The 22,142-nt window shown below is 66.7% G+C and carries 22 protein-coding genes; 9 read left to right on the top strand and 13 right to left on the bottom strand.

Going from position 1 to position 22,142, the window contains the following annotated elements:
- Positions 1-45 precede the first annotated feature (45 nt).
- The gene (locus ACIQ51_RS10760; protein ID WP_396205041.1) at positions 46-501 is read left to right on the top strand and encodes a cytochrome b562; all 456 of its coding nucleotides are present in this window, start codon (positions 46-48) and stop codon (positions 499-501) included.
- A 40-nt stretch (positions 502-541) separates the two neighbouring features.
- Here the strand turns inward: ACIQ51_RS10760 and ACIQ51_RS10755 are convergent, their stop codons facing one another.
- The 5 genes from ACIQ51_RS10755 to ACIQ51_RS10735 form a co-directional block, all read right to left on the bottom strand.
- Positions 542-2,053, bottom strand: coding sequence for a sensor histidine kinase (locus ACIQ51_RS10755; RefSeq protein WP_396205040.1), 1,512 nt, complete (start codon positions 2,051-2,053; stop codon positions 542-544).
- A 10-nt stretch (positions 2,054-2,063) separates the two neighbouring features.
- Entirely contained in the window at positions 2,064-2,744 is a 681-nt protein-coding gene (locus tag ACIQ51_RS10750; RefSeq protein WP_396205039.1) for a response regulator, read from the bottom strand.
- 129 nt (positions 2,745-2,873) lie between these two features.
- Positions 2,874-4,046 carry a GIY-YIG nuclease family protein gene (locus ACIQ51_RS10745; protein WP_396205038.1) on the bottom strand — a complete coding sequence of 391 codons (1,173 nt, stop codon included), beginning with the start codon at positions 4,044-4,046 and terminating at the stop codon, positions 2,874-2,876.
- A 125-nt stretch (positions 4,047-4,171) separates the two neighbouring features.
- The gene (locus ACIQ51_RS10740) at positions 4,172-5,734 is read right to left on the bottom strand and encodes a cryptochrome/photolyase family protein (protein ID WP_396205037.1); all 1,563 of its coding nucleotides are present in this window, start codon (positions 5,732-5,734) and stop codon (positions 4,172-4,174) included.
- 121 nt (positions 5,735-5,855) lie between these two features.
- Positions 5,856-6,395 (bottom strand): hypothetical protein, encoded by a 540-nt coding sequence (locus tag ACIQ51_RS10735; RefSeq protein ID WP_396205036.1) that lies wholly within the window; start codon positions 6,393-6,395, stop codon positions 5,856-5,858.
- A gap of 58 nt (positions 6,396-6,453) precedes the next feature.
- On the opposite strand from ACIQ51_RS10735, the gene ACIQ51_RS10730 reads away from it, so the two are divergent.
- Positions 6,454-7,080 (top strand): DUF4126 domain-containing protein, encoded by a 627-nt coding sequence (locus ACIQ51_RS10730; RefSeq protein WP_396205035.1) that lies wholly within the window; start codon positions 6,454-6,456, stop codon positions 7,078-7,080.
- Between the two features lie 54 nt (positions 7,081-7,134).
- Here ACIQ51_RS10730 and ACIQ51_RS10725 read toward each other — a convergent pair whose 3' ends face one another.
- The 3 genes from ACIQ51_RS10725 to ACIQ51_RS10715 all read right to left on the bottom strand — a co-directional run bounded on the left by ACIQ51_RS10725 (position 7,135) and on the right by ACIQ51_RS10715 (position 10,960).
- The gene (locus ACIQ51_RS10725) at positions 7,135-8,034 is read right to left on the bottom strand and encodes a DUF1080 domain-containing protein (protein WP_396205034.1); all 900 of its coding nucleotides are present in this window, start codon (positions 8,032-8,034) and stop codon (positions 7,135-7,137) included.
- Positions 8,035-8,162: 128 nt separating this feature from the next.
- Complete coding sequence (locus tag ACIQ51_RS10720; protein ID WP_396205033.1) at positions 8,163-8,666, bottom strand: (2Fe-2S)-binding protein; 504 nt, start codon at positions 8,664-8,666, stop codon at positions 8,163-8,165.
- Positions 8,663-10,960 (bottom strand): molybdopterin cofactor-binding domain-containing protein, encoded by a 2,298-nt coding sequence (locus tag ACIQ51_RS10715; RefSeq protein WP_396205032.1) that lies wholly within the window; start codon positions 10,958-10,960, stop codon positions 8,663-8,665. Before ACIQ51_RS10715 ends, ACIQ51_RS10720 begins: the two co-directional genes overlap by 4 nt.
- 45 nt (positions 10,961-11,005) lie before the next feature.
- Here ACIQ51_RS10715 and ACIQ51_RS10710 point away from each other — a divergent pair, with 45 nt between their 5' ends.
- Complete coding sequence (locus ACIQ51_RS10710; RefSeq protein ID WP_396205031.1) at positions 11,006-11,413, top strand: hypothetical protein; 408 nt, start codon at positions 11,006-11,008, stop codon at positions 11,411-11,413.
- A 13-nt stretch (positions 11,414-11,426) separates the two neighbouring features.
- Here the strand turns inward: ACIQ51_RS10710 and ACIQ51_RS10705 are convergent, their stop codons facing one another.
- The gene (locus ACIQ51_RS10705) at positions 11,427-13,028 is read right to left on the bottom strand and encodes a YdiU family protein (RefSeq protein WP_396205049.1); all 1,602 of its coding nucleotides are present in this window, start codon (positions 13,026-13,028) and stop codon (positions 11,427-11,429) included.
- Positions 13,029-13,109: 81 nt separating this feature from the next.
- On the bottom strand, positions 13,110-13,238 hold the full coding sequence (locus tag ACIQ51_RS10700; RefSeq protein ID WP_396205030.1) for a hypothetical protein: 129 nt from the start codon (positions 13,236-13,238) through the stop codon (positions 13,110-13,112).
- On the opposite strand from ACIQ51_RS10700, the gene ACIQ51_RS10695 reads away from it, so the two are divergent.
- The 6 genes from ACIQ51_RS10695 to ACIQ51_RS10670 all read left to right on the top strand — a co-directional run bounded on the left by ACIQ51_RS10695 (position 13,237) and on the right by ACIQ51_RS10670 (position 20,312).
- Positions 13,237-13,959 (top strand): copper resistance protein NlpE N-terminal domain-containing protein, encoded by a 723-nt coding sequence (locus tag ACIQ51_RS10695; RefSeq protein ID WP_396205029.1) that lies wholly within the window; start codon positions 13,237-13,239, stop codon positions 13,957-13,959. The two genes, ACIQ51_RS10700 and ACIQ51_RS10695, sit on opposite strands and share 2 nt — an antisense overlap.
- Before the next feature lie 67 nt (positions 13,960-14,026).
- Positions 14,027-14,494, top strand: a complete 468-nt coding sequence (gene msrB, locus ACIQ51_RS10690; protein WP_396205028.1) for a peptide-methionine (R)-S-oxide reductase MsrB — start codon at positions 14,027-14,029, stop codon at positions 14,492-14,494.
- Positions 14,487-14,984, top strand: coding sequence for a peptide-methionine (S)-S-oxide reductase MsrA (msrA, locus tag ACIQ51_RS10685; protein ID WP_396205027.1), 498 nt, complete (start codon positions 14,487-14,489; stop codon positions 14,982-14,984). The genes msrB and msrA overlap by 8 nt, the downstream gene beginning before the upstream one ends.
- Positions 14,985-15,045: 61 nt before the next feature.
- Positions 15,046-18,495: a WD40/YVTN/BNR-like repeat-containing protein gene (locus ACIQ51_RS10680; protein ID WP_396205026.1), complete on the top strand. Its 3,450-nt coding sequence runs from the start codon at positions 15,046-15,048 to the stop codon at positions 18,493-18,495.
- A 210-nt stretch (positions 18,496-18,705) separates the two neighbouring features.
- Positions 18,706-19,224 (top strand): DUF2271 domain-containing protein, encoded by a 519-nt coding sequence (locus ACIQ51_RS10675; protein ID WP_396205025.1) that lies wholly within the window; start codon positions 18,706-18,708, stop codon positions 19,222-19,224.
- Positions 19,225-19,298: 74 nt separating this feature from the next.
- Positions 19,299-20,312, top strand: coding sequence for an FAD:protein FMN transferase (locus ACIQ51_RS10670; RefSeq protein ID WP_396205024.1), 1,014 nt, complete (start codon positions 19,299-19,301; stop codon positions 20,310-20,312).
- 16 nt (positions 20,313-20,328) lie between these two features.
- Here ACIQ51_RS10670 and ACIQ51_RS10665 read toward each other — a convergent pair whose 3' ends face one another.
- The 3 genes from ACIQ51_RS10665 to ACIQ51_RS10655 form a co-directional block, all read right to left on the bottom strand.
- Complete coding sequence (locus tag ACIQ51_RS10665; protein WP_396205023.1) at positions 20,329-20,571, bottom strand: hypothetical protein; 243 nt, start codon at positions 20,569-20,571, stop codon at positions 20,329-20,331.
- Positions 20,572-20,575: 4 nt separating this feature from the next.
- On the bottom strand, positions 20,576-21,325 hold the full coding sequence (locus ACIQ51_RS10660; RefSeq protein ID WP_396205022.1) for a M48 family metallopeptidase: 750 nt from the start codon (positions 21,323-21,325) through the stop codon (positions 20,576-20,578).
- 131 nt (positions 21,326-21,456) lie between these two features.
- The coding region (locus ACIQ51_RS10655) for a sulfatase/phosphatase domain-containing protein (RefSeq protein ID WP_396205021.1) at positions 21,457-22,142 on the bottom strand (686 nt) is incomplete at its 5' end.

Raw genomic sequence — 22,142 nt, 5'->3', positions numbered from 1 at the left:
ATGCCGCGGCGGACCTCCATCCTCCATCCTCACCCCTGCCTCTACATGACCACACGCATTCGGCAGCTCGGCACGGCGCTGGTTCTCGCCCTGTCGTTGGCGGGCACCGCTCAGGCCCAGCAGGACGAGCCCAAGACCCCGCTCGGCAAGAAGATGGCCGCCATGAATACGGCCCTGAAGGCTGTGGGGCGCCAGATCGAGGACCCGTCGAAGAACGCGAGCACGCTCGAGCAGATCGCGATCATCGAGACCAACGCCAAGGCGTCGCTGACGTTGGAGCCGGAAAAGAAGGAGAAGATCCCGGCCGGCGAGCAGGCAAAGTTCGTGGGCGGCTACCAAGCCGAGATGAAGAAGCTGATCGCGACCGTCGATAAGCTGAAGGCGGCGGTCAAGGCGGGGAACAACGCCGACGCCGTGAAGATCGTGGACGAGATGAAAGCGGCGCAGCGCGACGGGCATCGCGAGTACCGCCTCCGCAAGGCGGGCGCTCCTCCGGCCTGATCGCCGAGTACTCTGGCGGTGGCACGACGAACCCGTCGGCTCATGCGCTGACGCCTGCGCTGGGAGAAAGCGGCAGGGCCACGTCGAACGTGGCACCGGGGGTGTGATCGAGCACCCTGATGCGGCCACCATGCGCCATCGCCACCGCCTGCGCGATCGCGAGCCCCAGGCCGGCCCCGTTGGAGTTCCGCGACGGAGCGCTCTGCACCCCGTGCACGAAGCGCTCGAAGACGCGCGCTCGCTGCTCCTCGGGAACACCGGGACCCTCGTCGCGGATCTGCAGATGCGCCATGGCGCGCGCGTCGTCGGTCGCGAGCGACAGGGTAACGGTGCCGCCTACCGGCGAATGCTTCAGGGCGTTGTCGAGCAGATTGAGCAGCAGCCGATGCAGCAGTACGGGGTCGCCGTGCACTACGGCGTCGCCGATGTCGTACGCCACAACCGTGACCTGCTGCGTGTCGGCGAGCGAGCGCACACTTCGCATGGCCTCCGCCATGAGCTGGTCGAGCGGCACGGGCTGGCGTGACAGCGCCGACGCCCCCGCATCGACCCGTGCCAGCAGAAAGAGGTCGTCGACGATACGGGAGAGCCGCACTGCCTCGCCCTGCACGACGGCGAGGGCGTCGCGATACTCGATTTCCGGTCGGCTGTCGCGACGCAGGGCGAGGTCGGCCTCCCCCCGGATGATGGCGAGCGGGGTGCGCAACTCGTGCGACGCATCGGCCACGAACTGCCGCTGCGTACGGAACGCATCCCCCACGCGACCGAGCAGTTCATTGATGATCCGTGCGAGGCGACCGAGCTCGTCATGCGGATTTATGACCGGCAGGCGCTCGTCGAGATCGGCGGCGGTGATCGAGGCGGTGCGCATGACGATCGCCTCAAGCGGCGCGAGGCTACGACGCGCAAGCAGGAAGCCCGCCACGAGTGACACCACGAGGGCCATGGGGATGGCGAAGAAGATCGTGTTGCGTACCTGACGGAGCAGGAGCAGGTCATCGCGCTCCATCCGGAGGGCCGTGATCAGCAGCGCCGGCTCCTTCTCCTCATCCCCGGCGTCTGGTTCGACGCGCAGCACGGCTGCACGCGCCGGCTCGCCGCTGAGCGAGAGCGAGCGCACCACGACCGTGGAGTCCGAGAGCCGTCCGGCCACGCGATCGCTGCGCACCGCGGTCATGAGGTTCCGCACTTCGGGGGGGACCACGATGGCCGGACGCTCTTCGGGGCGGGGCTGCCGCACCGCCATGAGATCCTCACTCTCGTCGGTGATGAAGATGTCGAGATCACCCACGCGCAATTCGCGCAGGACGGCCTGTTCGTACGCGCCGCGGACCTCCTCCACGTCGCCGCGGGCGGCGGCCGCGCGACGCTCGGCAAGAATGGCGCCGGCCACAGCGCGGGCCGACTCGCGCACCACCGCGCTCGCGCGCTGTTGCACCACCCTTTGAAACGTGAACCACCCCGCGCCGGCGAAGGCGATGAGCGTGAGGGCCAGCACGCTCGAGTTCCAGAGTGTCAGGCGCTGCAAGATGGAGAGGCGAACGGCCGTCATCCGGGAGCCCTCACGGTTGCGGTGTATCGATGAGGATGTAGCCGGCGCCGCGCCGCGTGTGGATGAGCGGCACGAATGGCTCCTTGTCGATTTTGCCACGCAGCCGGTTCACGTACACCTCGATGGTGTTAGTGAATGGATCGTGATTGTCATCCCACACGTGCCCCACAATGTCAGCGCGCGACAGGACACGACCGGCGTTTCGCACGAGCAGTTCAAGCAACGCATACTCTTTGGCGGTCAGTGCGATGACCACGCCGCCGCGCCGTACGATGTGTGCGGCAAGATCCACTTCGAGATCGGCAACGCGCGCCATCATGGGCTGCAGCGCGTCGGGTCGGCGGAGCAGCGCCCGTAGCCGCGCCAGCAGTTCGCCGAAGTCGAACGGTTTCACCAAATAGTCATCGGCGCCGGCATCGAGCCCGGCGATGCGGTCACTCACGCCATCGCGCGCGGTGAGCATGAGTACCGGGGTGCGGATAGCCCGTTGCCGCAGCGTGCGCACCACCTCGAAGCCGTCCATGCCGGGGAGCATCACGTCGAGCACGATCGCGTCGTAGGGATTGACCGCCGCATTGGTCACGGCTGCCGGGCCGCTGTCGCAGCAGTCTACGGCGTACGCTTCCTCGCGTAAGCCACGCGTGATGAGGCGTGCCAGTTTGGGGTCGTCTTCAACGACGAGAACGCGCATGTCGACGCTGGGGCTCGAGGTACTGCTGAGGAACGGAGGACGACAGTAGTGCACCGACGGTTGTGTACCCACGGAAGAAACGAGGCGGTACGCAGCCCCACCAGTGTTCGCCGCACGGCCACCCCGGGGTCAGGCGGGCCTGGGAGTGAGCCGAGGGGGACGGGTGCGCTTCTTTTCCTCGGCACGCCGGCGGAACCAGCTGGCCACGAGATAAAACTCGTCGAGATCGTGCGTGGGGATATCGGCGCCGGTGGGATCAGGACCGTCGTACACCCGCGCCACCAGTTCGGCAAAAGTGGCCTGCTCGTCGTCGGTGCGTGGGGCACGGACTTCGGCACGCACGGTGCCGCGACGCACGAGGTAGACCCACTCCGTGTCGGCCTGCCCGATGGCGTGGTAGCGGAAGGTCAGGCGGTCCACGTTGGCATGGAAGTGCTGCACGCGTTCGTGGAGCCACTGCACGAGCGCGAGGCGATCACGCAGCACACGGGCGCGTTCGAACGCCAGCGCTGCCGAGGCTTCGTGCATCGCCTCTTGCAGGCGTCGGACGGGCGCGTCGGTGTGCCCCTCGAGGAAGGCGTGCACGTCGTGGGCCGCGGCGCGATAGTGTTGCGGGTCACCAGCGCCCACGCAGGGACCGGCGCAGGTGCCGAGGTCGTGGCGCAGACAGCCGGGTGCCCGCGAGCGTGCGGCAGCCCCGCGGAAGCGCGTGGTGGGATCGGCCTTGAACCAGAGGGCACTGCCGCGGGCGGCGCCGGTCCCGCGCACCGTGTCTTCCAGGGTGCAGTCGCGGAGCCCCGTGCTTTCGGCAAGCGCGCGCACGGCCTCGCGCAACTGTGCCACGCGACGGAAGGGACCGAAGAGGGCCACGGCCGCAGGATCGTCGGAGCGCGCCACAACGCGCACGCCGGGCACGGAGCCACCGGTCAGCGCCACATACGCGCGCGGCCACTCGTCCATGACCATCATGGTGTTGAAGTGGGGCCGGTACTGCTTGATGAGGCGCAGCTCGCGCAGCAGCGCGCCGAATTCCGTGTTGGAGTACTCCCACTCGATCGCGAAGGCGTGGCGCAGGATGCGCGCGGCTTTGTCGCGCCGTCCCTTGGCTCGGAAGTAGCTGAGCAGTCGGGAACGCAGCACGCGCGACTGCCCCACGTAGATCACGGTCCCGGTGGGGCCGAGCATGCGATACACGCCAGGCTTGTTCTCCACCCCCTGTCGCACGAGCGCGAGCAGCTGCTTGCGGTGCGCGGGCGTGGTCTGCGGAGGCTTGACGTGCAGGCGCGGCGCGGGATCGGACATAGGCATAATCTAGCCACCGGATGCGGGGTGGCCGAGCGCTGAGTGATCAGCGGGAGCCGTGCGGGCTCACCGTTCAGCGGTTTCCACGCTCACCATCCGATTCTCACCGCTCGCCGCTCACCGTCTCACTCGTACGCCAGTGACTCGCGGAATTCGGTGGCCTGTCTCCGTATCTGCACCAGTTCCTCCGCCGGCATCGTGTCCAGATGCTTGGTCATCATGCGCATGCGCGGGTGCTTCGCGAACCGCTCCCGGTGCTGCGCCATGAAATCCCAATACAGGAAGTTCATGGGGCACGCATCCGGTCCCGTGCGCTGCTTCACGTCGTAGCGGCAGCCGCCGCAATAGTTGCTCATGCGGTTCACGTAGGCACCGCTCGCCACGTACGGCTTGCTCGCGAGCGCGCCGCCGTCGCCCCACGTGCCCATCCCCGCCACGTTGGGCAGCTCCACCCATTCGTATGCGTCGGTGAACCCCGCCCAGTACCAGCGCGACAGCGCCGCCGGCTGGACGCCGAGCATCGTGGCGAAGTTGCACTGTACCATGAGGCGGCCGATGTGGTGGGTGCGGCCGTAGTCGCGCACCTGGCGGATCGTATCCGCGAGGCAGCGCATCTCGCAGGCGCCACTGCCGGTTGCGCCATCGTACGCCTCCCCGTCGGGCGCCCAGAACCACCGCGGCAGGCCGAGCGGCGCGTCGAGCGCATTGGCGGTGCGCAGCCCCGGCATGAGCTGCCAGTACATGCCGCGAATGTACTCGCGCCAGCCAAGGATCTGCCTGATGAACCCCTCGGCCGACGCGATCGGGACCTGCCCCTCGCGGTAGGCACGCTCGGCGCGCTTCACCACCTCGAGCGGATGCAGGAGTCCCACGTTGAGGATCGACGACAGCGTGGAGTGCAGCAGATCGGGAGCACCCGCCACGAGGGCATCTTCGTAGGGCCCGAACTCCGGCAGGCGCTCGGTCACGAACCGTTCGAGCCACGCCTTCGCGTCGGCGCGGGTGACCGGCAGGGCAAAGCGGTCCACTGTGCCCCAGCGCCCGGTCCAGCGTGCCACGCGCGCCATCTGCTCGCGCGTGATGGCGTCGGGCTCTGTGCGCCACACCTCGGGGACGGCACGCCCCTTGGGCCACGGCTTCCGGTTTTCCGCGTCGAAGTTCCACTCGCCACCGCTTGGCGTGCCGTCGGCTTCCATGAGAATGCCGTGTTTGCGGCGCATCTCACGGTAGAACCACTCCATGCGGTACTCCTTGCGTCCGCGCGCCCACGTGGCGAACTCCTCGCGCGTGGCCAAAAAGCCGCGATCCTCACGCAGCACGAGCGGTACATTGATCGCTTGTAGCAGCGCTTGGGCGCGCGCGAGCTCGTCGACCATGTCCTGCTCGCGTCCCTCGGTGGCGATCACCCGGGTGGCGCCAAGTTCGCGGGCGAGCGCCGCCAGTCCGTCGCCATACGACGGGGCGTTGCGCAGCACCACACGGTGGCCAGCCTGTTCCAGTGCCTGGGCGAAGTGCCGCATGGCGGAGAGCAGCAGGACCAGCTTCTGTCGGTGCCACGGGAGCGACGCGCCCTTGGCCACCGACTCGAGCAGGACGACCACCACATCCTCGCGCGGTTCACGCGGGATGTTGGCGACGGCACGGGAGCATTCCCAGGGCGCCACGAAGGCGAGTGTCAGCGAGGGCACGCGGTGGAACGATCCGCGGCGAGGGCACGTTCCCGTCGTGCTGTGGTCGCGTCGCCGCCCCGGTGGCGACGACCCTGGTCGGCAGGATGGCTGGACGCCCTCCCGCGACCGTCAGCGACAATCAGCGGCGGGCTGTCGGCGCCGCGGCGCGCGTCAGGCGCCGTGAGATTGCCGCAAGACACCAGCCTGTTGCGGCAAACACCAGCAGGAACTTGCTGGTTGCCGCCACCCCGGCGAGCAGCGCACTGCCCGACGAGGCGCCTCGTTCGGTCATGCGCCACAGCAGCCCATTTTCGAGGGCGTCAAGCACCGTGCAGGCGAGCACGGCCGTAGCAAGCGTGGCGCCCCAGCGGTCGAATGCCGTGCCGGGCGTGCTGAAGCCAGGGCGGCGGAGCAGGGCAATGGACCAGCGGAAGAACCACGGGTACACGAGCAGCAATCCCGCATCCACGCCGAGGCTTACCCGCACCGATTCGGTCACACCGGCGTCTTTCCAGGCGTCGAGCATGGCCTGCGCGCGCTCGGCGGTGAAGGCCAGCTCGTAGCCGACGATCCCCCATGGGGTCATGTCGGTCACGAGCGGCGCGTCGATGCCCCGCAGCTGCAGCAGGAGGATGACCGATAGTGTGGCAAAGAACAGCCAGATCAGGGCGCGCGACATGACCAGAGGGTAGCGCCCAGCGTTCGCGTACGGAACCGTTGGGCGCTATCTCTTTGGCATGGACACGTTCCCTGTGAGTCCCGAGGCGCTACTTGGCATCGCGGTGGGCTTCGGGCTCGCGGCGGCGGCGGGCTTCCGCGTGTTCGTGCCGCTGCTGGCAGCTGCGATCGCGGCCAAGACCGGTGTGCTCACGCTGTCACCAGGGTTCGGCTGGTTGGCGACCACGCCGGCGCTGGCGGCGCTGGGCACCGCCACCGTGCTCGAAGTGGGTGCGTATTCGGTGCCCTGGCTCGATCAGCTGCTGGACCTGATCGCCACACCGGCGGCGATGCTGGCGGGCATGCTGGCCGCGGCGAGCGTGGTGGTGGACGTGCCGCCGCTGCTCAAGTGGAGCGCGGTGATCCTTGCCGGTGGCGCGGCGGGGATGACGCAGGGTGCGACGGTGTTCACGCGCTTCAAGAGCACGACACTGACCGGCGGCGCCGGCAACCCGGTGGTGAGCGGCCTCGAACTGGTGAGCGCCGTGATCACGAGTGCCTTGGCGATCTTCCTGCCGGTGCTCACGCTGATCGCGGTGCTGCTGCTGTTCGTGATCTTCACGCGCCGCGTGCATGGGGTGCTTTTCGGACGCCGCGCGGCGCGGAAGGCGGCGGGGGGGCCGCCCAAGGTGCCTCGGGGGCCCTAGGCGCGCCGGAGTTCGGCCTCATCGGCGCCGCTCAGGAAAAATCGTGGCGGTGAATCAGTGCTTCGCCGGCGTGATGCGAATGTTGCGGTACTCCACGCTGGTGTGGTCGCCCTGCAGGTAGATCGGTCCCGGCGCGCCTTCGTCGCTATCGAGTGCACCGCCGGTGATGCCGGGGATCGTTTGGTCGGCAATGATCGTCTTGCCGTTGAGCACCACCGTCACGCGCCGGCCGATGAGCGTGATGTCGTACGTCTGCCACACCCCCGGCCCCTTCGATACGAGCTCGTTGGGCACCAGGAAGCCATAGATGCCGCCAAGATGCGTGGAGAGCGGCTCGCCCGCGGGGCTGTCTTCCACCTGCACTTCATGACGACCGCGCAGGTACACCCCGCTGTTGCCGCCCTTGGGCACGCGAAACTCGAGGTGCAGCTTGAAGTCGGTGAATTTGTCCTTCGTGGCGAGGTTCGCGCCTGCTTTCACGTTGGTGAGCAGGCCGTTGCGCACCGTCCACTGGCTCGCGCCGCCCGGGAGTGGCTCCCATTTGTTCATGGTCGTGCCACCAAAGAGCACAATCGGCGCGCCCCACACGGGGGGGGCACTCCGGCGCAGGGTAGGCGCGCGCTTGCCGGTGAAGCGGTGCGTCTCGCCGTTGGGTGTAATGATGGTGCCGCTCAGGGTGTCATTGGCGAGCGTCCCTTCCAGCTGCATGTCCTTCGCTCCGATCTCCCACTGCGGCGGAATGGCGAACGAGACCCGGTCGTTGGCAAAGGTGACCTTGGCAATCGGACGGGCACTGCCGCCGCCGCCCACGAATCGTCCCACCAGCGTCGAGTGCCCGGAGAGCGATACCTCGACCCACGACGGATACGTGTGGCCGGAGCCTTCGACGGTGAGATCCCAGCGGCCGATGATCGGCGCGCCAGCCTGCGCACCGGCCGTTGCCGAGACCGACATGATTGCCGCGGCTATGCACGCCGGCAGCGGGGGTATCCACGTACGGCTCATCGATCCTTCCAGGAGGAGGTGGAGCAGCGAGGTGATGACAGCAGTGATGACAACGGATTGCACGACACGGGACGTGGCTAGGCCGACCCGGTCTCCAGCAGCGTCGCCGCCGCTTTGATGGCGGCACGGATGCGCGGATACGTGCCGCAGCGACAGACGTTGCCGTCCATGGCGCGATCGATGTCGGCGTCGGTGGGCTTTGGTGTGGTCGCGAGCAGCGCAGCGGCCGACATGATCTGCCCCGACTGACAGTACCCGCACTGCGGGACGTCGTTCGACACCCACGCCGTCCGGAGTGCATCGGCCATGGGGCCGGCCAGCCCTTCGATCGTCACCACGCGCTTCCCCACCACGGTAGACACGGGGGTCACGCAGGATCGCACCGGTTCCCCGTTCACGTGCACGGTGCACGCCCCGCAGAGGGCCATGCCGCAGCCGAAACGCGTGCCGGCGAGGCCCGCCTGCTCGCGTAGCACCCACAGCAGGGGCGTATCGGCCACGGCGTTGACCTCGATCGTGACGCCGTTGAGATCGAGTGCCATTGCAGGGGGCGGGCTCGGGTCGTTCACGGGAGTGGTCATGCGCCGGCTCCGGGGGCTGCGCTGGTTGCGGCGCGGAGTGGCAACGATCGCAGCCGGTTGCCGGTGAGCGCGAAGAGGGCATTGCCAACCGCCGGTGCGATGGCGGGCAACGCCGGCTCACCAACACCCGAGGGGACTTCGCTGCTGGGTACGATGAGCGTCACGATCTCGGGGCATTCTGACATTCGCAGTGGCCGGTACTCGTGGAAGTTGCCGGGGACGACGCGCCCTGCCTCGATCAGGACGGCCCCGTGCAATGCCGCCGAGAGCCCGTACACCACGGCACTTTCCACTTGCTGCCTCACGCCGGCGGGATTCACTGCCACGCCTACGTCGACGGCGGTGATCACGCGGTGCACACGGATCGCGCCGGTGGGCGACACCGAGACCTCGGCGACCATGGCCACCACCGTGCTGAAGCTGCGCACGAGGGCTACGCCGCGGGCGCGCGGCTGCCCGTCGGACGCCGGCCCCAGCGGCGTATACCAGTCGCTCTCCTTCGCCACGGTGTCGAGGGCCGCCCGCGCACGCGGGTGCTTCTTGAGCAGGGCTTGCCGGTAGCGTAGCGGATCCTGCTTCGCCTCGTGCGCCAGCTCGTCCACGAAACTCTCGAGGAAGAACCCCTGATGCGAATAGCCGACCGAGCGCCACGAACCCACCGGCACCGGCAGCGTTACCTCCGTCGACGATGCATGGATGGCCGGGAACTCGTAGGGCTGATCGAAGGTGCCTTCGGCGATCGTTTTGTCGGGACCGTACGACGTCAAGCTCAGCCCCAGTCGTCGGCTCAGTGACTTGAACGGCGCCTGCGCGGCGGAGTGAGATACCACGCCGGTGAGTGCCCCCTCCGCATCGAGCGCGGCACGCCATCGTGTGACGGCTGCCGGACGATAGAAATCGTGGCGCATGTCGTCTTCGCGCGACCAGATCGTTTGCACGGCGGTGCCCGGCAGGGCCTTGGCGATGGCCGCGGCCTGCGCCACGTAATCCACTTCGAGACGGCGGCCGAAGCCGCCACCAAGCACCGTCTGGTGCAGCGTCATCTGATCGTCGTCGAGCCCAAGCACCTTCGCCGCCGCCGAACGCGCGAAGCCCGGCACCTGCGTGCCGGTCCACAGCTCGGCGCCATTGGCGTTCACCCGCACCACGGCGTTCATCGGCTCCATGGTGGCATGGGCAAGATACGGCGCTTCGTACGTGACATCGAGCACGCGCGGGCCCTTGGCGATCGCCTCCTTCGCCTCGCCAACACTACGTAGCGGCAGGCCCTCGTCGTGCTGCGCCGCCTCATGCAGCGTGCGCATGATCTGCGCTGAATCGAGCGCCGCGTGCGGGCCCGTGTTCCACTGCACATTGAGGGCGCGGAGGGCCTGCTTCGCCTGCCACCAGCTGTCGGCGATGATGGCCACGCCTGGTGCATCGCCGAACAAGGAGCCGTCCAGCGATACGACGGCGCGGACGCCCGGCTGCTGCATGGCTGCGGTACGATCGAACCCGGCAACGGTACCGCCAATGGTGGGTGCCATGCTGACGGCGGCATAGCGCATCCCGTCCACGCGCACGTCAAGGCCGAAGATCGGCGCACCGGTACTCTTCGCGTCGGCATCGAGTCGACCGCGATCACGGCCAATGATGGTCCACGCCCGCGCCGGCTTGAGTGTGGCACTGTTTACCCGCTGTGCGGCGGCGTCCTGTAGCAGCTCGCCGTACGGGAGCGTGCGGTCACCGCAGATCACCACACCGCGTTCGGTGCGACATGCGGTGGCCGGCACGCCGGTGCGCTGTGCCGCGGCTGCGAGGAGCGACGCGCGTGCGGTGGCCCCTGCCTGACGCGCCACCTCCCACAGGTCGCGCACGCTCGACGAGCCGCCGGTCATCATCACCCCCACTTCGCGCATGGTCTTGGCGGTGAGCCAACGCACCCCGCGCACGAGCGGCTCCCCGTTGAGGTCTTCGTGGAACGGCAGACCGTCTACGATCGCGGCGATGTTGTTGTAGATCGTGTCCACGCCGCTGTGGGTGACCCGCACCTGACTCCAGTCACAATCCAGCTCCTCCGCCACAAGCATGGCGAGGGCGGTGTGGATCCCCTGTCCCATCTCGGCCTTGGGGGCAATGATGGTGACCGAGCTGTCGGGAGCGATCGCCAGCCACCCGTTGAGCGGTACCGTGCCCGAAGGCAGCTCCGGGAGGTGGCCCGTGCGGAGGCGTTGCCGCGGTGGCACCAGGGACCAGCCGAAAACCAGGGCGCCGGTTGCCCCCAGCCCTGCCAGCAGGAACGTTCGACGTCTCATATTGTCATAATGTCCACAATTCCCGTCTTCCCACCAGTTCCCGCCATGTTCCGTCCCACTGCGCTTCTCCTGTGCTGTGCCGCCCTCCTGCTTCAGGGGTGCAAGGACGAACAGACCAAGCTGGCGGAAGCCGCGGCGGCCAAGATCCGTGAAACGCGCGTGCTTGGTCCCAACGACCTGCAGCTCGTGAGCCTCGATCGCACCATGGCGCTCGAGGTGGTCGGCGACTCGGTGCACGTCTTCACGGTCAACAGCTCCATCAGCGTGCCGGCCACGTTCATCGAGAACCTGAAGTACGCCGATGGACGGCTGCGCTTCGACATCAAGGGGATCGGGATGAAGATGTTCGAAGTGGGCGACGGTCGAGAGGGCGCGGTCTTCACGCAGGCGGACGCGGTTCGGTTCGTCGCCGTCATTGTGGATCGCCAGTCGCAGATCGAAGCCCGACCGTAGCCGGCGCGCGCCCTCAGGAACTGCACGACAGCATCGAGCACCCCGCCTTGTGCCGCGCCCACTCCGGGCGACGCCGGGCGAACCGGCCGTGGTAGGGCTGCTCCGTGTAGGGATCGCGCAGGACCTCGAGCAGAGCGTGCACTACCGACGGGTCGCCGGCTGTCGCGGCGTCGATGGCTTCCTGGGCCACGTAATTCCGCAGCACGAACCACGGATTGACGGCGTGCATCGCCGCACGCCGCACCGCAACGTTGCGGCCATGCGCGCGGTCGTGCCTGGACACGCAGGCGTGCCAGGCCTGTAGCCACTCCGTCAGCGCGTCAGCCTGTGCATCGCGCTTCGCGTCGTCATAGAACACGTCGCCAAGCAGTACGGTTGCGGGCGTGGATGGCAACGTGTCGCCGACATTACCCAAGGCGCGGAAGAACAGCGTGTAGTCGATCTCGGCGTCGTACATCAGCTTGTACGCTTCGCGGATGATCCGCTGTTCATCCTCTCCGCGTGTTACGAAGCCGAACTTGGCGGCGTTCATCGCCTCGTATTGAGCGATGTATGTCTCGGAGAAGCGGTCGATGCCTCGCTGTAGCGCGTCGGTGTCGGCAAAGAGCGGCGCGATCGCTTCGGCCAGTCGCAGCAGGTTCCACTGCGCGATCGCCGGCTGTTGCCCGAAACGGTAGCGGCGCATCTGCGCGTCGGTGGTGTTGGGGGTCCAGTGTGGGTCGAAGTCGTCGATCCACCCGTATGGCCCGTAGTCGATCGTGAGCCCGAGGATCGACATGTTGTCGGTGTTCATCACGCCGTGCACAAAACCCACGCGCATCCAGTGCACCACCAGATGCGCCGTGCGCTCGCACACGTCCACGAACCATGCGGCGCGCTGCTCCTCCGCATTGCCGGCACGGTGCGCAAGGTGCGGAAAGTCGCGTGCAATGGTGAAGTCCACGAGCTGCGCGAGCATGGCCGTATCGTTGCGCGCCGCGAAGATCTCGAAGTTGCCGAAGCGGATGAACGACGGCGCCACGCGGCAGACGATGGCGCCCGGCTCTGGCTGCGCGTTGCCGTTGTAGAACATGTCACGCACCACGTCGTCGCCGGTGGTGACGACGCTCAGCGCGCGCGTGGTGGGTACGCCGAGGTGGTGCATGGCCTCACTGCAGAGGAACTCCCGGATACTCGAGCGCAGGACCGCGCGTCCGTCGGCGGTGCGCGAGTACGGCGTGGGGCCGGCGCCCTTGAGCTGGAGCTCCCACCGTTCGCCTTGCGCGTTCACCACTTCGCCGAGGGTGATGGCGCGGCCGTCGCCGAGTTGTCCGGCCCAGTTGCCGAACTGATGGCCGCCGTAGCAGGCGGCGTACGGCTGCATGCCGGGGAGCAGCGCGTTGCCGGCGAAGACGGCGGCGAAGTCCGGCGACTGGACGAACGTCTCGCGACAGCCCACGAGGGCCGCCACATCGGCGGCGTGCGCCAGTAGCTGCGGGCGCGAGACCGGCGTGGGGCGCACCGCGCTCCACGCGGCGCCCAGCACCTGACGCCGCACATTGGTCGACTGCGGGTCGCCGGGAAGCTCCGTCACGAAGCGGTTGTCGAAAGCGAGGCCGGGATCTTCGGGAGGCATCATTGTGGTAGTCACACCGGGAAACTTAGACTCCACCACGGTTGGCAAGAACACATCGGCCGCAGTGTCCGATGAGGGGTGTCACGTACCGGATCCGGGGACGACAATGCAGATGCGCGGTGGGGCGGGACGGCACAGCGGATTAGTGAAGCCGAGGTGGTCGGCGCGGTCGGCGCGGTCGTCGCGGTCGCGGCTGGTGGTTGTGGCCATGGCGGTGTTCTCCACGGCATGCGGCTCCGAGACCCGCGCCGCGGCCGACCGCGGCGGGAGCGCCACGGATGGTGTACTCTCCGACAGCGTGGTCACGGTGCCGGCGGTGCCCACGATCACACTGGCGGCGCTCGCCCCGGCCTCGTATTCGGGGACCCTGCCATGCGCGGATTGTTCCGGCATTCGCACCACGGTCGCGCTCTTCCCCGACTCCACATACCGGTTGAGCGAGCGGTACGAGGGGAAGAGCACGGCCGTCGAGGTATCGATGGGGCGCTGGGAGCAGCGCGGCGGTACGCTCACGCTCAATGGGCTCGCGCGCACCATGCCGTTCGGTGTGGGAGGTGAGGACACCCTGCGGCTGCTCGACCAGAGCGGCAAGCCGATCGCCGGGAATGCGCCGGTCACGCTGGTGCGTGCCGACAGCATGGACGCCCTACGTGGGCAGGCCGGGTACACGGGCACGTTCAGCTACCTGGCCGACGCGCCCACCTTCCGCGAATGCGGCAGTGGGCAGACGTACCCCGTGCTGATGACCGGTGGCTACCGGGCGCTGGAGCGTGCGTACACGGCAGCCAAGCTGCCCCCGGGCAGCGGCCAGCAGGTGGTGGTGCTCGCACGCTTCAGAGCGCGCCCCAACACGATGGAAGGGCCGAAGGAGCGCGACGTGATGGAGATCGTGCGCTATCTCGAGCCGGGAGCGAACCCCGATTGCCGCTAGCACGGCGAGGGACGGCGACGTTGAGGCACGGCGGGAACTCGTTACCACACACACGCCTACTACAAGCATGACCGACAAGACCTACGCCAAGCCGGACCCGTCGCAGCTCAAGAGCGTGCTCACCCCCGAGCAGTACGCCGTGACGCAGCAGTGCGGGACCGAACCACCGTTCCGCAACGCGTACTGGGACAATCATGACCCGGGGCTCTACGTGGACATCGTGAGTGGCGAGCCGCTCTTTGCGAGTGTGCACAAGTTCGACAGTGGCACGGGGTGGCCGAGCTTCACGCGGCCGGTGGCGCCCAACGTGACAGAAGTGGAGGACCGCACCTACGGCATGCGCCGCGTGGAGGTGCGCAGCAGGCACGGTGATTCGCACCTCGGGCACGTGTTCCCCGACGGACCGCGCGACGCGGGTGGCCTTCGCTACTGCATCAACTCGGCCTCGCTGCGGTTCATCTCCGTTGCCGCTCTCGAACAGGAAGGGTACGCGGAGTTCCTGCCGCTCTTTGCCGGCGGTGGGTCGCATGACTGAGCGCGTAACCGAAGTCGCAATCCTCGCCGGCGGCTGCTTCTGGGGCATGGAGGAGCTGATCCGCGCCATTCCCGGGGTGCTCGACACCGACGTGGGCTACACCGGCGGCTGGCTGGAGCATCCTACCTATCACGACACACACGACAGCAAGAGTGGGCACGCTGAGAGCGTACGCGTGGTGTTCGACCCCACGGTACTGGGCTACGACGTGCTGTTGCGCGACTGGTTCTTTCGCATGCACGACCCCACCACGCTCAACCGGCAGGGGCACGATATCGGCACGCAGTATCGCAGTGCGATCTTCTACACCACAGCGGAGCAGAAGGCGATCGCCGAGCGTGTGAAGCTGGAGGTGCAGGCGAGTGGGCTGTGGAGCCGCCCCATCACCACGGACATCGTACCGGAAGCCACGTGGTGGACGGCGGAAGGGTACCACCAGGACTACCTGCGGAAGAACCCCGGTGGGTATACGTGTCACTGGATGCGGTGACCTGGGGGTTCAGCACCATGCGCTTCCGGGACGTAAGTTTGGCGACCCTTACCCTCTCCTCATGCGCCGATCCGCCCTCCGGATTGCCCCCGCGGCGATCCTCTCGCTTGCGCTCTCCTCGGCTCTCTCCGCCCAGCGCGCGCCCCGAGCCTCATTGGCCCCCGTGTCTCCCGCCTCCCCCCCGGTGGCCACGGAGTTCGATCGCCTCCACTTCCGCAGCATCGGCCCGGCCACCATGTCGGGGCGTGTCGCCGACGTGGCGGTCTACGAGGCCAATCCCAGCATCTACTATGTGGGCACCGCCCACGGCGGCGTGTGGAAGACCGTCAACAACGGCACCACGTTCACACCGCAGTTCCAGCACGAAGGGCTGATTGCCATCGGCGACGTGGCTGTGTCGCAGATCGACCCGAATGTGGTGTGGGTGGGCGCCGGTGAAAGCAACAACCGCCAGTCCACGTCGTGGGGTGGGGGCATCTACAAGAGCACCGACGGCGGCAAGCGCTATGCGCTGATGGGGCTCCCCAATTCCAAGCACATCAACCGCGTGGTCATCCACCCCACCAACCACGACGTGGTGCTGGTGGCCGCGACCGGTCCGCTCTTCGGCCCTGGCGGTGATCGCGGTGTGTACAAAACCACCGACGGCGGCAAGACGTGGAAGCAGGTGCTCACGGGCGACGATGACACTGGCGCCAATGACCTCGCGATGTCGCCGAGTGATCCGAACGTGCTGTTTGCCAGCATGTATCAGCGCCGTCGCACCACCTGCTGTATGAACGGCGGCGGCCTCGGCAGCGCGCTCTTCAAGAGCACTGACGGTGGCGACACGTGGACGAAGGTCACCGGCGCCGGTTTCCCTGGCGGGGCCCTTGGCCGTATCGCGGTCGATGTATTCCGTCAGAGCAGCAACATCGTGTATGCCACTGTTGAAGCGCCCACGGTTACGCGCGCCGGTGCGGCCAATGCACCGGCTGCTGCCGCCGCCGAAAGCGACGAGATGAGCAACACTCCGCGCGGGCCGCAGCAGGGCGCCACGGGCGTGTACCGCTCGCTGGATGGCGGTGTGACGTGGACGAAGATGAGCAGCACCAATCCGCGCCCCATGTACTTCTCCAACCTGCGCGTGGATCCGGTGAATCCCGATCGCGTGTACATGGGCGGCGTGGGGCTGCACATGACGGTGGACGGCGGCAAGAGCTGGGAAACCGACGCTGCGCTCGTGATTCACGACGACATCCACGCCATCTGGATCAACCCCAGGAACCCCGATCACGTGCTCATCGGTGGTGACGGTGGCCTCGGCGTGAGCTACGACCTGAGCCGGACGTGGCAGTGGCTGCCCAATCTGCCGGTCGGCCTCTTCTACCATGTGAGCTACGACATGGAGTGGCCGTACAACGTGTGCGGCGGCATGCAGGACAACTACGACTGGTGCGGCCCCAGTGCGTCGCGTCAGAACCGCGGCATCTTCAACTACGACTGGTTCCAGATCCTCGGCGGCGACGGCTTCGTGGCCATCCCCGACCTGCGCGACTCGCGCATCGTGTACACCGAGTCACAGGACGGCAACATCGTGCGCCGCAACAAGGTGACCGGTGAGTCGCGGCAGATCCGCCCCACGGCGCAGAACGTGACGAATGCGGCGCCGCGTGAAGCGTATCGCTTCCACTGGGATACGCCGCTCATGCTGTCGCCCAACGACCCGGGCGTGTTGATGGCGGCGGCCAACAAGGTGTTCCGTTCGCGCGATCGTGGTGATTCGTGGGAAGCCATCTCCCCTGATCTCACGCAGAACGCGTCGCGCGATTCCATCGTGACGATGGGGCTCAAGGGGAGCGACATCACCATTGCCAAGCACGACGGCATTTCGCAGTGGCCGGCCATCGTGGCGCTCGCCGAAAGCCCCAAGCAGGCCGGCGTGTTCTACACCGGCACCGACGACGGCACGGTGAGCGTGTCGAAGGACGACGGCAAGACGTGGACGAACATCACGAAGAACCTGCCCGGCTTCCCGGCGGGCCATGCGTTCGTGAGCGAAGTGGTGCCCAGCCGCTTCGATGCGGCCACGGTGTACGTCACGGTCGACAACCATCGTCTCAATGACTACGCGCCGTACGTGTGGGTGTCGCGTGACTATGGCGCGACGTTCACCGCCATGACCAGCGGGCTCGCGGGCGAGGTGGTTAAGACGCTCACCGAAGACACGAAGAACGCCGACGTGCTGTACGTGGGCACGGAGACCGGCATCTTCCTGTCGCTCGACAAGGGCAAGTCGTGGCGCCGGCTCAAGGCCAACTTCCCCACCGTGCGCGTGGACGAGCTCACCATTCATCCGCGCGACAACGCACTCATCGTGGCCACGCACGGGCGTTCACTGTGGATTCTCGATCATCTCGAGCCCATCCAGGAGTATGCGGCGGCGCAGAAGGCCGAGGCAGCGCTGTTCACCCCCGGCCCGCAGCTGCAGTGGAAGAGCAAGGACGATCGCAACGACGAATTCTGGGGGCATCAGTTCTTCACCGGTGAGAACCCGCCGAGCGAAGCGGTGATGCAGCTGCATTTCAAGGCGCCGGTGAAGAACCCGATGCTGCGCGTGATGGACAGCAACGGCGCGCTGGTGCGTGAACTCGCCGTGCCCGCGGCGAAGAACGTGGCCGGCATTCAGACCGTGTGCTGGGATCAGCGCGTGACGCCGGTGCCCGAGCTCAATACGGCGGCGCCGGGTGCCGGTCGCGGTGGTGCGGGCGGTGGTGCTGGTGGCCCCGGCGGGCTCCCAATGCCGCGTCGCGCGATTCCGGGGTATCCGGTGCAGCTGCCCGAGGTGGGCTACCTGGCCGACAACCCGTGCGCGCCGGCCGGCGGGCAGGGTGGCGGTGGTGGCTTCCGCTTCGGCGGTGGCGGCAATCAGGGCCCGCTCGCGTTGCCCGGTACGTACACGGTGGCGCTGATGGTGGACGGCAAGGAAGTGGCGCGCAAGCCGCTCACGCTGGTGGCCGATCCGCAGGTGACGCTCACCGCCGAGCAGCGCGTGGCGTACAACGCCAAGGCGATGGAGCTGCACACCGCGCAGATGGAGGGGAGCAAGGCCGCGCAGCCGTTGGCGGCATTGCAGGCGCAGGTGGTGGCGATCACCGCGAAGGTCGATAGTTCGACCACGCTCGGCGCCGACGTGAAGGCCGAGTGGGCGCAGTTCCGGAAAGAATTCGACGCACTGAAGGCGAAGTTCGGCGTGGGGCTCCCTGCGTTCGGCGGCGGCTTCGGTGGCGGTGGCGGGTTCGGCGGTGGCGGTGCCAGCCCCGACGCCAACGTGCTCACGCGGATCGGCACGGCGAAGAACAACATGCTGTCGGTGTGGGAAACGCCGAGCGATGCGCTGGTGAAGCAGGGTGCGGCGGCTCGTGCAGCGCTCGATGCCGCGGTGGCCGAAGCCAAGGTGTTCGCGCCGCGCATGAAGGCGATGAGCGACAAGCTTGCCGCAGCGGGGATCACGATGCCGGCGGGGAACTGACGGCGGCGTAGTGGCTGGCAGAGCACCGGTGAGCGGGCTTTCGCGCGCCCGCCACCGCGCTGGTTTTTCTCGAGGGTGATTCGGGTGGGGGCCGTCCTCACGCGGAACAGGTCACTCATCCAACCGGTACGTCACGGCCTTTCGCGATGCTGGTATTTGCGATTACCGGCTTGCTGCTAATCTATTTCTTCTTTCCGGAGAGAGTGCGCTATGCGTTACGTTTTACCTGTCGCCATCAGCACTTTACTGGGTACACCGGCTGCACTGGTGCCTGCCGCAGATCTGAATGTGAAATTGGAACTGCCGCGTCTGAATGTGGCGGAATACCACAGACCTTACATCGCGGTCTGGATTGAAAAACGCGACCAGAGCTTTGTCGGCAATCTCACGGTCTGGCAGGACCTGAAAAAACGCAATAACGAAGGCACAAGATGGCTGAAAGATTTGCGTCAGTGGTGGCGTAAATCCGGCCGCGAACTGAACATGCCGGTGGATGGCCTCAGCGCAGCAACCCGCACCGCCGGTGAACACAGCCTGACTTTCAGCACCGGTAACTCCGTGCTCGGTCAGTTGCCTGCCGGTGAATATCAGTTGATGGTGGAAGTGGTGCGCGAAGCCGGTGGCCGTGAAGCGGTGAGAGTGCCGTTTACCTGGGGTGGCAAGGGCGAATTCACCGCGAAAGCACAAGGCAGCCGCGAAATCGGTACGGTGGCTGTACAGATCAAGTAATTCGGCTCGCCAGCTATGCCGTGACGCCGGCAATCCTGCCGCAATAACGTACCATTGCCCGCACGCCTGTATTCGTGACTGTTCATCTGTATCTGCCTTTACACCAGACTGCGCCCCGCCCTTTGCCGGACAGGGCGCAGTTTGTGCGTTTGCGCGGCAGCACCATGGGCACCCACTGGCAGATCAATGCGCTGATCCCACCCGCTGTGGACCGTGATGTGCTGGAACAGGCGGCGTTGGCTATTCTGCGCGACGTGAATGCGCAAATGTCCCACTGGGACCCGGATTCCGTGCTGTCGCAATTCAACCGCGCCGCTGCCGGCACTCGTGTGACCATTCCCGATGGGTTTTACAAGGTACTCGACTATGCGCTGTATCTGGCGCAGCACAGTGAAGGCGCGCTGAATCCTGCCGCTGGTAAGCTGATTGATCTATGGGGTTTCGGGCCGCAAGGCCGCCGTACGGAGGTGCCGGTGCAGACATCGGTACAGGCCTGTCTGAACGCCCAGGATTTTCGCGGGCTTCAGCCAGACCGCGTGACGAAATCCATCACACAACCGGGTGGCGTCGCGCTCGATTTGTCGGCCTTGGCCAAAGGGTATGCCGTCGATTTACTGGCGGAAATGCTGGAACAGCACGGCGTACACAGTTATCTGGTGGAAGTCGGCGGTGAATTACGCGGACTCGGCATCAAACCGGATTTCCAGCCGTGGTGGGTGGATCTGGAACAACCGGCGGAACAGGCCGGCTGGCCGCTGCACCGCTTTGCGCTGCATGGTCTGGCACTGGCGACTTCAGGACAGTACTACCAGCAATTCCGCGCTGATGGTCAGACGTACGGCCATACGATCGATCCGCGTACCGGCTGGCCGGTCAGCCACGGTACGCTGGCAGTCACCGTCTGCCATCCGCAATGCATGGTGGCCGACGCGATGGCGACCATTCTGCTGGTGCTGTCACCGGAACAAGCCCTGCAATGGGCAGAACAACATCAACTGGCGGCACTGATCGTGCACCGCTCTTCTGAACACGCTCCCCTGACCGCCAGCGCCAGCACTCTGCTGCGTGCCATGGCGGAATTGCCATGACTGCTACACGCTGACATCATCTGACTGAAACCTGCGCCTCCACCTCGCCGCGCGTGAGGCCTCGCAATCCGTCGATACCGACGCCTTGAACGGCGCCCGCCGCGACCACCGCGGCCATGATGAACGAGGGTGGAGGCGGTGGGGGGATTTCCTCCGGCGCCAGATGCCGGTCGAAGAAGTCGAGCATGCGCTGGAAGGCGTAGCGTGTCTGGTAGCGCGGCCCGAGGTCACGGCCGTGCGGCGCGTCGGGCAGGGTCACGAGCTCAACGTCGCACCCCGTACCGTGTATGCAGCACGTTGAACGCCGCCTCGAGCTTGGTCGGGGCGCCACGGTTCGTACGTACACCGATAAGGCGTTCGGCGCTCGCGATGCGAGTATCCTCGATGGGGTGTGTCGATACCCATTCGAGGTACGTCGGTACGCTGCCCGATTGTTCGCGAAGCCGCTCAAAGAAGCGCACCATGCCCCGCGGATCGATGCCCGCTCGCGTGGTGTATTCAATCCCCGCCGAATCGGCTTGCAATTCATCGGTACGGCTAAACCTCGCGGTGAGCACACCAGCACCGAGGTTGACGGCCATCTGCGACAGCCCCGAATCGCAGAACCCCGTGACGACGCACACCACCGCTACGGCGGCAGACAGTCCCTCCTGCTTGCGCGCCTGCCTCGCGCCGTGCGACAGCCGAGCGTGCGCCACTTCGTGACCGAGCACGCCTGCCAGCTCGCTTACGTCGCGCGTGGTGCGAAGCAGTCCGGTGTGCACGTACACGAAGCCGCCGGGAAGGGCAAACGCGTTCACGGTGGAATCACGCACGATGCGGAAGGCGTACGGATACGCGACTCCACCGCCTGCCTCGACAAGCGCCATGCCAATCGTTTCAAGGGCCTGCTCACCGGCCGGGTCGCGCACGATCTCCACGCGCCGCTCGATTTCCGCGGCGGCCTCGGCGCCCAATGTGCGCTCTTCGCGGGCGTCCATGGCGCAGGCGGAAAGCAGTAGGGCGGAGGCCACGGCTGCGCTGGGCACGAACACCCGGCGTCGGCGGTGCGGCCGTCTTACGGTTGTCGACGTGACCCTGAGCGACCTATCCATATGGGCTTTCTCTTTCAAGGTGAGCGAATCATGGCCGAAACGCCGTGCTATCAGCGAAACGCGGGGATTGTCACCGCCTTTCCTGTGTTCGCGTCGATGGGCATCTGTGCGCCGGCATCGACCAGTGCCTTCCGTAACTGCGCGGCGAGTCGCGTGGCCACCGCGGGCTTTGTCGACACCAGATTCGTCGCTTCTCCAATATCGGTGCTCAGGTCATACAGCTCGAACCGACGCCGCCCATAGAAGTAGATCAGCTTGTAGCGGCCAGTTCGCAGCGCGCTGAACGGTTCGATTCCTGGCCCGCTGACTCCCCAGAAGTGCGGATAGTGCCACAGTAGCTTCCGGTCCGCTGAGCGCGAGTCCGCTGCCCGCCCGGTGAGCGCGGGGTGCAGGTCACGGCCGATCATCCCACGCGTGAGCGCTTTGGCGTTGGCTACACCCGCTACCTGAAGCAGCGTGGGAAAGATGTCATCGGTAATGGTGGGCAGATGCGTAACCACACCGGCGGCCACGCGAGCGGGCCACTTTACGAGCATCGGCACGCGAATGCCTCCCTCGTACGCGGACCCCTTGCCGCTGCGGAGCGGTGCGTTGTGCGAGTGCAGCGGCTCCGCCCGGGTATGCGCGGACAGTCCGCCGTTGTCGGAGAGAAAGATCACGAGGGTGTTTCGTGTGAGCCCATGTCGCTCTACGTTGGCGAGGACATCGCCGAGGCTCTTGTCCATGCCTTCGATGA

The sequence above is a fragment of the Gemmatimonas sp. genome, assembly GCF_044344655.1.
GTDB lineage: Bacteria > Gemmatimonadota > Gemmatimonadetes > Gemmatimonadales > Gemmatimonadaceae > Gemmatimonas.
Note: the sequence above shows the minus strand (reverse complement) of the source record. Positions and strands in the feature narration are given on the sequence as shown.

Bases quoted from the DNA above. Each gene is read 5' to 3' on its own strand.
- ACIQ51_RS10760 (WP_396205041.1), top strand. From the start codon at position 46: ATGACCACACGCATTCGGCAGCTCGGCACGGCGCTGGTTCTCGCCCTG.
- ACIQ51_RS10755 (WP_396205040.1), bottom strand. From the start codon at position 2,053: ATGACGGCCGTTCGCCTCTCCATCTTGCAGCGCCTGACACTCTGGAAC.
- ACIQ51_RS10750 (WP_396205039.1), bottom strand. From the start codon at position 2,744: ATGCGCGTTCTCGTCGTTGAAGACGACCCCAAACTGGCACGCCTCATC.
- ACIQ51_RS10745 (WP_396205038.1), bottom strand. From the start codon at position 4,046: ATGTCCGATCCCGCGCCGCGCCTGCACGTCAAGCCTCCGCAGACCACG.
- ACIQ51_RS10735 (WP_396205036.1), bottom strand. From the start codon at position 6,395: ATGTCGCGCGCCCTGATCTGGCTGTTCTTTGCCACACTATCGGTCATC.
- ACIQ51_RS10730 (WP_396205035.1), top strand. From the start codon at position 6,454: ATGGACACGTTCCCTGTGAGTCCCGAGGCGCTACTTGGCATCGCGGTG.
- ACIQ51_RS10725 (WP_396205034.1), bottom strand. From the start codon at position 8,034: ATGTCGGTCTCGGCAACGGCCGGTGCGCAGGCTGGCGCGCCGATCATC.
- ACIQ51_RS10720 (WP_396205033.1), bottom strand. From the start codon at position 8,666: ATGACCACTCCCGTGAACGACCCGAGCCCGCCCCCTGCAATGGCACTC.
- ACIQ51_RS10715 (WP_396205032.1), bottom strand. From the start codon at position 10,960: ATGAGACGTCGAACGTTCCTGCTGGCAGGGCTGGGGGCAACCGGCGCC.
- ACIQ51_RS10710 (WP_396205031.1), top strand. From the start codon at position 11,006: ATGTTCCGTCCCACTGCGCTTCTCCTGTGCTGTGCCGCCCTCCTGCTT.
- ACIQ51_RS10705 (WP_396205049.1), bottom strand. From the start codon at position 13,028: ATGCCTCCCGAAGATCCCGGCCTCGCTTTCGACAACCGCTTCGTGACG.
- ACIQ51_RS10695 (WP_396205029.1), top strand. From the start codon at position 13,237: ATGGCGGTGTTCTCCACGGCATGCGGCTCCGAGACCCGCGCCGCGGCC.
- ACIQ51_RS10700 (WP_396205030.1), bottom strand. From the start codon at position 13,238: ATGGCCACAACCACCAGCCGCGACCGCGACGACCGCGCCGACCGCGCC.
- msrB (WP_396205028.1), top strand. From the start codon at position 14,027: ATGACCGACAAGACCTACGCCAAGCCGGACCCGTCGCAGCTCAAGAGC.
- msrA (WP_396205027.1), top strand. From the start codon at position 14,487: ATGACTGAGCGCGTAACCGAAGTCGCAATCCTCGCCGGCGGCTGCTTC.
- ACIQ51_RS10680 (WP_396205026.1), top strand. From the start codon at position 15,046: ATGCGCCGATCCGCCCTCCGGATTGCCCCCGCGGCGATCCTCTCGCTT.
- ACIQ51_RS10675 (WP_396205025.1), top strand. From the start codon at position 18,706: ATGCGTTACGTTTTACCTGTCGCCATCAGCACTTTACTGGGTACACCG.